Below are 11,803 nucleotides of genomic sequence, written 5' to 3' on the forward strand. Positions count from 1 at the left end.
ATATACGGAACGAGAGACATACACATGAAGAAGAAGATCCTGACCATCGCGGCGATCGGCGCCGCAGCGACACTGACCCTCGCCGGCTGCAGCGGTGACGGCATGGGCGGAACCGGCGGAGACACCGGCGGCAGCGAGTCCGGTTCGGGCGACAAGGGCACGATCACCCTCGGGTTCCTGCCCTCGTGGACCGACGGACTCAGCACCGCATACCTGCTGCAGGACCAGCTCGAGAAGATCGGCTACACGGTCGAGATGAAGACGCTGACCGAGGCGGGTCCGCTGTACACCGGCCTGGCGCAGGGCGATGTCGACATGTACCCGTCGGCCTGGCCCGAGCTGACCCACGCCGAGTACATGGAGACGTACGGCGACGACATCGAGGACCTCGGCGCGTACTACGACAACGCGAAGCTGACCCTCGCGGTTCCGGAGTACTCCGACCTGAACTCGATCGAGGACCTCGCGGGCAAGGGCGCAGAGCTCGACGGCAAGATCTACGGCATCGAGCCGGGTGCCGGCCTCACCGCGCAGACCCAGAAGATGATGCCGGAGTACGGTCTCGACGGCGAGTACGAGCTCGTCACCTCGTCGACCGCGGCGATGCTCACCGAGCTGAAGTCGGCGACCGACAAGCAGGAGGACATCGTCGTGACGCTGTGGCGTCCGTTCTGGGCCAACGACGCCTTCCCCGTGAAGGACCTCGAAGACCCCAAGGGTGCGATGGGCGAGTCCGAGGCCCTGCACTTCCTCGGCACGAAGGGCTTCGCGGAGGAGTTCCCCGAGGCCGCCGAGCTGATCGAGCAGATCAAGCTCGACGACGAGCAGTACGGTTCGCTCGAGGACATGGTCGTGAACGAGTACGGCGAGGGCAAGGAAGCGGATGCCATCGACGCGTGGCTCGAGGAGAACGGCGACCAGTTCGACTGGGTCGTCAGCTGACCTGACTCACGGGAACGAGTCCGTCCTCACGCGGGTGGACTCCCCTCCGATGGGCGGAGGATCTGTCACGGATCCTCCGCCCATCGCTGTGTCTGGGCGGGTGTATTGATGTACCGAAACAGCGGCCATGCACCCCCGTCACGATGTCGCGAGCCCCACGTCTTGTGAGTGCCGTCGAAAGATCGACGACACCCCAGACATGCTTCGCCGGGGCTGATTGCCATGCGCATCGGTCCGTTGCTCGGATCCCGGAACTCCTGCGAGATGTCCCTGTGATTCGAGGACCTCATGACAGCACCCGCACCGGCATCCGCACGCGTACCCCGAGGGCGCCGTCGCCTCCGAACGATCCTCGGAGTCGCGCTCATGGGCGCGATCCTGCTCGCCGGCGGGCTGCCGATGACGCAGCAGCCGGCAGAGGCCATCGAGGAAGCGCTGAGCACGACGCGCACCGCGACGAGCGCGACCATGAACTACCGCGGCGGAGTCACGGCCACACTGACGGTGAACCCGGCGACCACGAAGTCGGGCTCGGCCGGCGTGCAGTTCCTGGCGACCACGCCGCACAACGGATACGGCGCGACCAACGCCATGTTCGCGCCCGGCCTGGACGTCGCGACCACGCCGACGGTAGGACTCGAGGCCGGCGCCGGCATGTGCGACGGCCTGGACTTCTCCGGCTACTGCGCGAACAAGAACGGCACCCTCACCGTGGCATTCAGCCGCGCGGTCACGGATCCGATCATCGACATCTCCGGTCTCGGCGGCTACGCCCAGTGCGTCGAGGAGCGCAATACAGCCGACACGTTCTGCGAGATCATCACCGGCAACGGATTCACGATGAAGACGGATGCCGATGGTGACCGCACAGCCGCGGGCTGGATCGCCATGCAGATGGACATCGTGACACCCGGAGTGACCTTCTCTCCGATCGCCGGCGCGCAGAACCTCAGCGTCACCCCCACCACGCTCACCGCTGCGACGAAGACGAGCAGCTCGCGGTGCAACACCATGCTCCCCACTGCGGCCGAGCTGGCTGGGCGGACGATGACCAGCACGGCGCTCGCCGGCTGCGGCTCCGTCGTGCTGAAGGGCACCTTCCAGACGGTCACCATGAATCTCGGCACGCACATCCAGCGGGCGCCGGCGGCGGGTGGCTGGGCGAACGGGTACAACACCTACGACCCGGGCAAGAGCCTCGGTGACCTGATCCGGCTCTCGATCCGGCTGCACGAGGACATGGGCGACGCGCCGAGCAGCTACGACGCCGCTCAGGCCGCGGTGCACGTCCAGGGGCCGCTGCGCCTCGGTGCGGGCATCACGTCGGATGCCGACGCGACGGCCAAGCCGACGCTCTCGCCGAACGCCGGTGCAGGAGCCTCGCTCGACACGGATGACGCGATCGCCGACGGCATCCGGGCTCCGCGCGCGATCCGCGGCACCGCGTACTCGCTGCCGATCCCGCTGTCGGGCACCACGTCGCCCGGCACGGTCGCCGGATGGATCGACTTCAACAAGAACGGCATCTTCGATGCGACCGAGCGGGTGCAGGCCGCATTCCTCGCCGGTGCGACCTCGGTGAACCTCGCGTGGACGGTGCCGGGCACGGCCGTCGTGGGTGACACGTACCTGCGTCTGCGCACATCGTTCACCGCTGCGGAAGTGGCTGACCCGCGAGGCATCTCGCAGTCCGGTGAGGTCGAGGACTACATCCTCACCCTCGCCGCGGCGGCACCCGCGATCGAGGTCGTCAAGCTCGTGAACGGCGACGACGCGAACACCGCCCCGGGAGTCGCCGTCGACGCCGGATCGGCGATGACGTTCGAGTTCCGGGTCACGAACACGGGCAATGTCGTGCTGACCGCCGTGCAGCTCGCGGATGACGTCATCGCGGCCGCCTCGATCCTTCCCGTCGGCGCGTGGGACGGCACGCTCGATCCGGGGGAGTCAGTCGTGTTCACCGCGACCTACCCCGCCCCGACCACGGGCGGCGTGCTGCACAAGAACACGGCGACCGCCTCAGGGCAGCCGGCGTCGGGCGGGGCTCGGGTGACGGACACCGATCCGGCCCACGCGACCACGCGTGAGGTGCTGGCCTCGCTCATCGTCGAGAAGCTCGGCGAAGACGTCAACGGCGACTGGGTGCGGATGGACGGGTCGGGCTTCCGGCTGCTCGCCGACGCCGCGGGGGTTCCCGGTGCGCCGGTGACTCCCGGGCTGATCGCCGGGGCCGAGGTCGGGCTGTTCACCGCCGCTGGCCTGCGCCCTGGCACGTACTGGCTCGAAGAGACGACGGCGCCGGAAGGGTTCTCACTCCTCGCCGAGCCGGTGAAGATCATCGTGTCGGCGGCCGGTGTGCTGTCGATCGCCGACGGGCAGTCGAGTCCGCAGGTCACCCTCGCCGGCAGCACGGTGTCGGTGCGGGACGTGCCGGTGTTCGAGCTGCCGGCCGCGGGCGGAACGGGGACGCACGGCTTCACGCTCACCGGAGGTCTGCTGATCGCGCTCGCGATCGCGGGCGTGGTCGCGCTGGAGATCCGTCGCGCACGGCGTGGGCGTCGCGAGGAAGTGCTCGACGCCGTCAGCTGACCCGGGTCGAGTCGTCTGCGATCGGGAGGAGATCTGCACTCGGGAGGGAGGTCCCCGGTGGATCCTCCTCCCGATCGCCGTTCTCCTCCCGATCGTCTCGTGACACAGCGACCCGCGACACGGCGCCACCCGGCACGCGCAACCCCCTCTTCGACCTGTCGCACCCGGGGTTAGCCTGTGGCCGTGGACGGGTTCGCGGCGGTCGACTTCGGGTTCGCCCGCGAGGTCCTGCAACGGGGCGTCGCGGCGCTCTATCTCGTCGCGTTCATCTCGACTCTGAACCAGTTCCGACCGCTGCTCGGCGAGCACGGGCTGCTGCCGGCACCGGCGCTGCTCGACTGGATCGGGCACAAGGAGTCACGGCGGCGGATGCTGCATCCGACCCTCTTCCTCCGCATCCGGTACTCCGACCGCAGGCTCGCGCTGCTGTGCGGGGCAGGGATCGTCGTGTCCGCGGCACTGGTCGTCGGCATCCCGCAGTGGGGTCCGCCGTGGGTGCCGATGCTGTGCTTCCTCGCGCTCTGGCTCGGATACATGTCGGTGGTCAGCATCGGTCAGACCTTCTATTCGTTCGGCTGGGAGATGCTGCTGCTCGAGGCGGGGTTCCTGGCAGCCTTCCTCGGTTCGAACGATCAGCCTCCGCCGACCGTCGTGATCGTGCTGTTCTGGTGGCTGCTGTTCCGTGTCGAGTTCGGTGCCGGCATGATCAAGATCCGCGGCGGGCGGGAGTGGCGTGACCTCACGGCGCTGATGTACCACCACGAGACGCAGCCCATGCCGGGGCCGCTCAGCAGGCAGGCCCATCTGCTGCCACGGTGGTTCCATCGCGCCGAGGTCGTCGGCAACCACGTCGCGCAGCTCGTCGTGCCCTTCTTCGTGTTCGCTCCGCTGCTGTCGGTCTGGATTCCCGGTCCCGTGCCCCAGATCGTCGGGGCGGTGGCCGCGACGATCATGATCGCGACCCAGGTGTGGCTCGTCGCGACAGGCAACTTCGCCTGGCTGAACTGGGTGACGATCGTGATCGCCTTCTCGGCGATCGGACTGCCGGGGGTGGGCGCGGCACCGCGCGACGATGCGATGGACGACACGCTGTGGCCCGGCATCCCGCTGTACTGGTTCGTGCTCACGGCGGCCGTGGGCGTGCTCGTCGTGGCGCTGAGCGGGCCCGCCCTGCGCAACCTGTTCGCGCGGCGGCAGCTGATGAACGCGAGCTTCAACCGGTGGCAGATCGGCAACGCCTACGGAGCGTTCGGCACGGTCACGAAGCAGCGGGTCGAGATCGTCGTCGAGGGATCGGTCGACGACGACGGTCTGCTGTGGCGCGAGTACGAGTTCAAGGGAAAGCCGGGCGACGTGCGACGCATCCCCCGGCAGTTCGCGCCGTACCACCTGCGCCTCGACTGGCTGATGTGGTTCCTGCCGCTCGGCCGTTCGCTCGACGACTGGTTCACGGTCTTCCTGCTGCGACTGCTCGAGGCCGATGCTCCGACGCTCGCTCTGCTGCGGTCCGACCCGTTCGACGGTGAGCCGCCGCGGTGGGTGCGCGCCGTGTCATACCGCTACCGCTTCGCGACGCGGGCCGAACGGCGCGACGGCGCCGGGGTGTGGGTGCGCACGCGCCAGTCCGTCGTGCTCGGTCCCCTCGGGCTGCGGTAGGCCGCGGCGCCCGGCGTCCGGCGCCCGGCATCCCCCACCATCGTTCCGGAGGAGATCTGCGATCGGGAGGGCACATTGCCGAGACTCACCCTCCGAATCGCAGATCTCCTCCCGCATGAAGCCGACGCCGAGCGCGGCGAAACGCCCCGGCCGGGCGCGGGGCCCGGACGGAGCGTTCCGTCTCACTGCAGACGTTCAACTGACCTTCTTGCGGTACGAGATGATCGCGAACACGTAGGCGACGACCAGGATGCCGACGCACCAGGCGAGAGCGACCCAGATGTCGGTGCCGACCGGCTGCTCGGCGAACAGCGCCTGGATGGTGTCGACGATCGAGGTGACCGGCTGGTTCTCGGCGAACCACTGCACCGGACCCGGCATCGTGTCGGTCGGCACGAAGGCCGAGCTGATGAACGGCAGGAAGATCAGCGGATACGAGAACGCGCTCGCCCCGTCGACCGTCTTGGCGTTGAGCCCCGCGATGATCGCGAGCCACGTGAGCGCCAGGGTGAACAGCATCAGGATGCCGATGACGGCGAGCCAGGCCCAGACGCTCGCCCCGGTGCGGAATCCCATCACGAACCCGACCGCGAAGATGATCGCGAGGGTGATGGCGTTCGCGGTGAGTGATGTGAGCACGTGCGCCCACAGCACGCTCGATCGGGCGATCGGCATGGAGTGGAAGCGCTCGAAGATGCCGCTCTGCATGTCGGTGAAGAGCCGGAACGCCGTGTAGGCGATGCCGGACGCGATCGCGATCAGCAGGATGCCCGGAAGCAGGTAGTTCACGTAGTTGTCGACCCCGGTGCTCGTCTGCAGAGCCCCGCCGAAGACGTAGACGAACAGCAGCATCAGGGTGATCGGGGTGACCGCCGTCGTGATGATCGTGTCGGGGCTGCGGAAGATGTGCCGCATCGAGCGGCCGGTGAGTGTCGCCGTATCGGCGGCGAAGTGCGTGCTCATGCTGCGTTCTCCTTTCCGGTGGTCGAACCCGACTTCGGTCCGATGAGAGTGAGGAAGATCTCCTCGAGGGTGGGCTGCTTCTCGACGTACTCGACCTTCGCCGCGGGCAGCAGCCGCTTGAGGTCGGCGAGGGTGCCGTTGGCGATGATCCGACCCTCGTGCAGGATCGCGATGCGGTCGGCCAGCTGCTCGGCCTCATCGAGGTACTGCGTGGTGAGCAGCACGGTGGTGCCGGTGTTCGCGAGCTTCTTCACCACGTCCCACACCTCGATGCGGGCCTCGGGGTCGAGACCGGTGGTCGGCTCGTCGAGGTAGATCACCTCGGGATTCCCGACGAGGCTCATCGCGATGTCGAGTCGGCGGCGCATACCGCCGGAGTAGGTGCCGACCTTGCGGCCCCCGGCATCCGTCAGCCGGAACGTCGCGAGCAGTTCGTCGGCCACCGTTCCGGGGTCGGGCAGGTGGCGCAGCTGGGCGACGAGCACGAGGTTCTCGCGTCCGGTGAGGATCTCGTCCACTGCGGCGAACTGACCGGTGAGGCTGATGCGCTGACGGACGCCGAGGGGGTCGGCGGCCACGTCGATCCCCTGCACGGTGGCTGCGCCGGCATCCGACTTCAGCAGCGTCGAGAGGATGCGGACCATCGTCGTCTTGCCGGCGCCGTTCGAGCCGAGGAGGGCGAAGATCGTCCCTTTCTCGACCTCGAAGTCGACGCCTCGCAGCACGTGGAGGTCCTTGTAGGACTTCTCGATGCCGCGAACGGCGATCGCTGGTGCGTTCATGATCGTGACTCCTTCTTCTTCGCGTCGTCGACCGCCGTGACGAGGCGGGCGCGCTCCTTGTCGATCCAGTGGGTTCCGCCGTACGCCTCGGCGTAGGTCTCGGCGAACGAGACGGGGTCGTCGCCGACGATGTCGTCGATCGGGGTGCCGTCTATGGCGGCGCGCTCCCACAGATCGGCGAGGTCGAGGAAGATCTGCACGAGGATGTCGCCGTCGGTGATGCCCCCGTAGTACATCGTGTAGCGGTGCTGGGCGTTGGCGACCGTGCGATACGGCTCGGGGAGGGCGTCGATGCGCTTCTTCGCATCGCGGTACTGCTTCTTCTGCTCGAGCGATCCGGTGAGCGCTTCGATCCACTTGGCGGCCATGTCAGTTCTCCTTGTTGTTCGTGTTCGTGCTGTTCGTGCTGTTCGTGTTCAGCTGTTCGATGTGCTCGGAGAGGAAGCTCCACGTCTTCCAGAACTCCTCGAGCTCCTGCGTGCCTGCGGCGTTCAGGGAGTACACCTTGCGGGGCGGTCCCTTCTCGCTCGGCACCTTCTCGACGTCGACGAGCTTCTTCTGCTCGACGCGCACCAGCAGTGCGTAGATCGTGCCCTCGGCGATGTCGGTGAATCCGTGGTCGCGCACGCGGCTGGTGATCTCGTAGCCGTAAGCCGGCTGCTCGGCGAGGAGTGCCAGGACGATGCCCTCGAGTGTGCCCTTGAGCATCTCGGTCATCTGCTTGCCCATGAGAGCCTCCTTTCGTTGGTTCGGTACTCAGTGTTGCTGGGTACCGGTACAAAGTAACACTGAGTACCGGTACTTAGCAACACCGAATACTGAACTTTCTCGGAAGCCTCCCGGTGGCCGCGTTGACGGTCGCGCTTCGTGCTGCGCGGGCTGCTGCCGCCCGGGTGGCTGAGCGATCCGCGGCCGGGCTCAGTCGCGAGCGCGGCTCAGTCGCGAGCGCGCCGCCAGGGCAGCAGCCGGTCGAGCAACCGCCGCGGCGCCTCGGACACCACCGTGGGCGGAGCGACGGCGAACTGCACGATCTGCTCGGCCCCGTGGTGCACCACCCGATACAGCGCGGTGCCGATGAGCACTCCGAGCGCGATCGACATGATAGACAGCAGCGCCGCCAGGAAGTCGGCGAGGCCGCTGTCGGTGGCGACGGCCTCGGTGAGTCCGACGAGTCCTGCAGCACCGGGTACGAGCAGCCAGAACGCGGGAAGGAACGTGATCTGCGCCGGGACGCCGCGGCGCAGCGAGGCGATCCAGAACACCACGAGTGCCATCGCCACGGCCCCGACGAATCCGCCCAGGGTCGCGCCGAGCAGCGCGGTGCCGACCCACTGTCCGATGTACGCCACGACGAGCGCCAGCAGCACCCACCCGAATGTCGAGGTGGGGGCCGAGAAGTGCAGATAGTTGCCGAGCGCGAACACCGGGATGCCGATCAGCGCGACCCACCACGGTAGGAAGGATGCCGCCTGGAGCGGCTCGTAGGAGCGCGATTCGACACCCACGACGGTGCCTGCCGCCAGGATGCCGAATGCCAGCAGGGCGAGCTGCACGAAGCCGTAGATCAGACGCGAGGCGCCCGAGATCATCTGCCCCGCCGCGAGCTCGACGGTCGCGGTCGTCAGTACGCCGCCGGGCAGGAAGGTGACCAGCGGGGCGATGAGCAGCCGGATCGGATCGCCGATCTCGATGACCTCGGCGAGCAGGAACACCGCGGCGGCGCACACGAACGCCGCGGCGATCGGCATCACGAGCTGCAGGGTGGGCGAGCGCACGAGCTTGAGCAGCCCGATGCCCGCACCCAGTACGAAGGCGACGATCGCGCCCTGCCAGGTGGGGGCGAGCAGCAGCGCCAAGCCGGTCGTCAGCACGGCATGCCCGAACGTGCGGGTGACCCAGCCCAGCCGTGGACGCATCGCCCCGATCTCGTTCAGGCGACGGATGCCGTCGAGCGGCGACACCGAGGCGGTGCGCGCCTGCGCGATCAACTCGTACAGGGCCGCGATCTGGTCGAAGCGGAACGAGGCGTTGGTCGCCGACCGGATCGCGACTCGCGATTCCTCGTCGTCGCCGTCGTCGATCGATCGGTGGAAGAGGGGCAGATGATGCGGTGCGCAGCGGTCCGAGTCGTACGTCGCGTAGAAGCTCACGATGTATGCCGCGTCATCGCCCGTCGCCGTGCCGACGAACAGCACTCGAGGTCTCTCCTTGCGGGTGAGCCCGAGGATGTAGTCGTGCGTCGGATCGTTCCGACGCTCCATCATGGCCTTGCCCGCGCCCGTCGCCACCACATGAGACACGTCGCCACCCCCGCTGTCGTCTGCGAATGCGCTCAGCGTATTGGGGTTCGGGGCGCCGCGGGGGGTGATCTCACCCGGGCGGGGCGACCGCCGCGATCAGCCGTTCAGGCGCGCCATCGCGACCTGCGCCTCGAGCAGCGGCAGGGTGCGATCGGCCTCGGGCTGCGGGCAGATGTCGAGGGCGTTCGCGAGTTCGAGAGCCAGCGCGGCGTGACCGGCGGCGTTCGGATGGAACGGGTCGCCCATCAGCCCCCACGGAACACCGCCGTTGCCCAGCTCGATGAAGCGCGCGTGCTGGTCGACGAGGATCACGTCCTCGGATGCCGCGACGGTGCGCACGGCATCCGCGAACTCCGCGATCCGGGCGCGTTCGGGCGCGTTCGCCGTGTCGATGGTCGGCGGGGTCTGCAGCACGGGGATGGCCCCCAGCGCCCTGACCCGCGCGACGAACTCGCGCAGTGAGCTGGCGTAGTCGTCGGCTCCGATGACGACACGGGGCCCGCCGTCGGAGGCATCGTTCGTGCCAATCATCAGCGTCACGAGATCGGGTCGCCATGACGCGACGCGGCGGTCCCAGTCGTCGAGGATGTCGATGATCCGGTTGCCGCTGATCGCGGTGTTGATCACGATGTCGCGCACACGCCCGAGCTCGCCGCGGATCAGCTCGTGCAGATGTTCGGAGTAGCTGCGCCCGCCCTGCGTGTGCAGCAGGCCGTGCGTGATGGAGTCTCCGGTGATGACCCAGTTCAGCGGCTCGGCTCCCGCGAGGGAAGCCGCGATGCGGCGGAGGTCGGATGCGGCGGAGGCAGCGGAGTCAGCATTCGGCACGCCCTAGAGCCTAGCGGCGGCGAGAGTGGAAGACTGGTGCCATGTCCTCCCCACTGCTCGACACTCTCCTCGCCCGCATCGTCGACAGCGGACTGCTCGACGATCCGGTCGCCGAGAACGGTCTCGTCTACGGGCGGGCCACCATCGATGCCGCCGGCGCGGTCGTCACCGTCAACGTCGACCCCGAGCTGGAGGACGACGAGGAGACCCTCGACGACGACGCGCTGATCGCGGCGATCACCCGCATCCTGTCGGTGTCCGAGACCCGGTGGCGGGCGGTGATCGACGAGGTCGCCGACGACATCGACGAGGCCGTCGACGACGAGCCTGTGATCGAGCAGGTCGACCTGCGCGACGATCTCGAAGCCACCTCGGTGGTGGTGTTCGCCGATGCCGTGCTGATCGCCTTCGATGCGCCGAAGCAGTTCCCGGACTCGCGGATCCTGGTGCAGCTCGACGACGACCTCGAAGTCGCGAACATCGAGGTGCGCGACCGGGATGCCGCTGACGTCGAGGTCCTGGAGTTCGACGATCTCGACGAGCTGCTCGACAGGCTCAGCGGCGACGACCGCTGAGCCCGCCGCGGGTCACAGCCACTTCTTGTACTTGAACACCCCGTAGAGGGCGACCGCGAAGGCGGCCATCGCACCGATCGCCATCGGATAGCCGTGCACCCAGTGCAGCTCGGGCATGACGTCGAAGTTCATGCCGTAGACCGTGCCGACGAGGGTGGGCGCGAAGATGATCGCCGCCCACGACGAGATCTTCTTGATCTCGTCGTTCTGGGCGAGGCTCGCATCCGACTGCCGGCGTGCGACGAGAGCCGACTGCACCGTGAGGGCGTTCTCGAGGATCGCGCGGAACGAGTCGACCCGCTCGTTCACGCGGATGACGTGGTCGAGCACGTCGCGGAGTGAGCGCTGCAGTTCTTCATCGATGCGGTACTTCTCGGATCCGCGGCGCAACCATTCCAGCATCCCGGCGAGGGGGTGCACCGCGCGCTGGAAGTTGATGACCTCGCGCGAGAGCTCGTAGATGCGCCGCGAGAGGGCGTCGTCGTCGCTGTCGCCGAAGAGCTGGTCCTCGATCTCGTCGATGTCGTTCAGCAGGCCCGTGACGATGGGCTCATAGCCGTCGACGACCTCGTCGAGGATCGCGTAGAACACGGCCTCGGGGCCCATCGCGAGCAGGTCGGGGTGCGCCTCCATGCGACGACGCACGCCCACGAGGTCGGGCGACTCGGCGTGCCGGATGGTCACCACGAAGTCGGGGCCGACGAACAGGTGCAGCTCGCCGAACTCGATCGACTCCTGCTCGTCGCGATAACGGGCGGGGCGCAGCACGGCGAAGAGCGTGTCACCGTAGCGCTCGACCTTCGACCGCTGGTGACCCGAGAGGGCATCCTCGACGGCGAGCGGATGCAGGTCGAACTCGCGCGCGACCGAGGCGACCTCCTGAGGGCTCGGGCGGTAGAGGCCGATCCAGGCGATGCCGCCGTGGGCATCGAGCGACCGGTAGGTCTCGTCGAGGTTCTTCGGGGTCTCCACGCGACGTCCGTGGACGTACACGCCGTTGTCGATGAGGGCCATGGCTGGCTCCGTTCTCGCAGGCGCACGCCGGGTCAGAGGGGGCGTGCGCAGTATTCGTCAGGGGGCGGAAGACGCCGCCGACGGCTGCGGAGCAGGACGTGCAGGTGCGGAGCCGGAGCTCAACGCACGGATGCCGTCAGACGCGACGCAACGA

The 11,803-nt window shown here is 68.0% G+C and carries 11 protein-coding genes; 4 read left to right on the forward strand and 7 right to left on the reverse strand.

What is annotated here, in order from left to right:
- Positions 1-24 precede the first annotated feature (24 nt).
- The 3 genes from AB0P11_RS00855 to AB0P11_RS00865 all read left to right on the forward strand — a co-directional run bounded on the left by AB0P11_RS00855 (position 25) and on the right by AB0P11_RS00865 (position 5,187).
- Positions 25-942, forward strand: coding sequence for a glycine betaine ABC transporter substrate-binding protein (locus AB0P11_RS00855; RefSeq protein WP_053098368.1), 918 nt, complete (start codon positions 25-27; stop codon positions 940-942).
- Positions 943-1,230: 288 nt separating this feature from the next.
- On the forward strand, positions 1,231-3,531 hold the full coding sequence (locus AB0P11_RS00860; RefSeq protein WP_363518885.1) for a GEVED domain-containing protein: 2,301 nt from the start codon (positions 1,231-1,233) through the stop codon (positions 3,529-3,531).
- Between the two features lie 183 nt (positions 3,532-3,714).
- The gene (locus AB0P11_RS00865; protein ID WP_363518888.1) at positions 3,715-5,187 is read left to right on the forward strand and encodes a lipase maturation factor family protein; all 1,473 of its coding nucleotides are present in this window, start codon (positions 3,715-3,717) and stop codon (positions 5,185-5,187) included.
- 195 nt (positions 5,188-5,382) lie between these two features.
- Here AB0P11_RS00865 and AB0P11_RS00870 read toward each other — a convergent pair whose 3' ends face one another.
- From AB0P11_RS00870 to AB0P11_RS00895, 6 genes are all read right to left on the reverse strand, one after another.
- Entirely contained in the window at positions 5,383-6,150 is a 768-nt protein-coding gene (locus AB0P11_RS00870) for an ABC transporter permease (RefSeq protein ID WP_363518891.1), read from the reverse strand.
- Positions 6,147-6,932, reverse strand: coding sequence for an ATP-binding cassette domain-containing protein (locus tag AB0P11_RS00875; RefSeq protein WP_056275960.1), 786 nt, complete (start codon positions 6,930-6,932; stop codon positions 6,147-6,149). Before AB0P11_RS00875 ends, AB0P11_RS00870 begins: the two co-directional genes overlap by 4 nt.
- Entirely contained in the window at positions 6,929-7,300 is a 372-nt protein-coding gene (locus AB0P11_RS00880) for a DUF1048 domain-containing protein (protein WP_053098372.1), read from the reverse strand. The genes AB0P11_RS00875 and AB0P11_RS00880 overlap by 4 nt, the downstream gene beginning before the upstream one ends.
- Before the next feature lies 1 nt (position 7,301).
- Complete coding sequence (locus tag AB0P11_RS00885; RefSeq protein WP_053098373.1) at positions 7,302-7,661, reverse strand: PadR family transcriptional regulator; 360 nt, start codon at positions 7,659-7,661, stop codon at positions 7,302-7,304.
- 206 nt (positions 7,662-7,867) lie between these two features.
- Complete coding sequence (locus AB0P11_RS00890) at positions 7,868-9,232, reverse strand: threonine/serine exporter family protein (protein WP_363518896.1); 1,365 nt, start codon at positions 9,230-9,232, stop codon at positions 7,868-7,870.
- Positions 9,233-9,328: 96 nt separating this feature from the next.
- A complete protein-coding gene (locus AB0P11_RS00895; RefSeq protein ID WP_363518899.1) occupies positions 9,329-10,060 on the reverse strand; it encodes an SGNH/GDSL hydrolase family protein in 732 nt (243 codons plus the stop codon).
- Positions 10,061-10,101: 41 nt separating this feature from the next.
- Between AB0P11_RS00895 and AB0P11_RS00900 the strand changes: the two genes are divergently transcribed.
- Positions 10,102-10,635, forward strand: coding sequence for a hypothetical protein (locus tag AB0P11_RS00900; RefSeq protein WP_053098376.1), 534 nt, complete (start codon positions 10,102-10,104; stop codon positions 10,633-10,635).
- A 12-nt stretch (positions 10,636-10,647) separates the two neighbouring features.
- Here AB0P11_RS00900 and AB0P11_RS00905 read toward each other — a convergent pair whose 3' ends face one another.
- A complete protein-coding gene (locus AB0P11_RS00905; RefSeq protein WP_363518902.1) occupies positions 10,648-11,649 on the reverse strand; it encodes a magnesium and cobalt transport protein CorA in 1,002 nt (333 codons plus the stop codon).
- Between the last annotated feature and the right edge of the window lie 154 nt (positions 11,650-11,803).

Origin of the sequence: Microbacterium sp. NPDC079176 (assembly GCF_040686675.1) — a bacterium.
In the GTDB taxonomy this organism is placed as follows: Bacteria; Actinomycetota; Actinomycetes; order Actinomycetales; family Microbacteriaceae; genus Microbacterium.

Excerpts from the sequence above, each read along its gene's own strand:
- AB0P11_RS00880 (WP_053098372.1), bottom strand. The coding sequence starts at position 7,300 with ATGGCCGCCAAGTGGATCGAAGCGCTCACCGGATCGCTCGAGCAGAAG.
- AB0P11_RS00900 (WP_053098376.1), top strand. The coding sequence starts at position 10,102 with ATGTCCTCCCCACTGCTCGACACTCTCCTCGCCCGCATCGTCGACAGC.
- AB0P11_RS00860 (WP_363518885.1), top strand. The coding sequence starts at position 1,231 with ATGACAGCACCCGCACCGGCATCCGCACGCGTACCCCGAGGGCGCCGT.
- AB0P11_RS00905 (WP_363518902.1), bottom strand. The coding sequence starts at position 11,649 with ATGGCCCTCATCGACAACGGCGTGTACGTCCACGGACGTCGCGTGGAG.
- AB0P11_RS00875 (WP_056275960.1), bottom strand. The coding sequence starts at position 6,932 with ATGAACGCACCAGCGATCGCCGTTCGCGGCATCGAGAAGTCCTACAAG.
- AB0P11_RS00885 (WP_053098373.1), bottom strand. The coding sequence starts at position 7,661 with ATGGGCAAGCAGATGACCGAGATGCTCAAGGGCACACTCGAGGGCATC.
- AB0P11_RS00870 (WP_363518891.1), bottom strand. The coding sequence starts at position 6,150 with ATGAGCACGCACTTCGCCGCCGATACGGCGACACTCACCGGCCGCTCG.
- AB0P11_RS00855 (WP_053098368.1), top strand. The coding sequence starts at position 25 with ATGAAGAAGAAGATCCTGACCATCGCGGCGATCGGCGCCGCAGCGACA.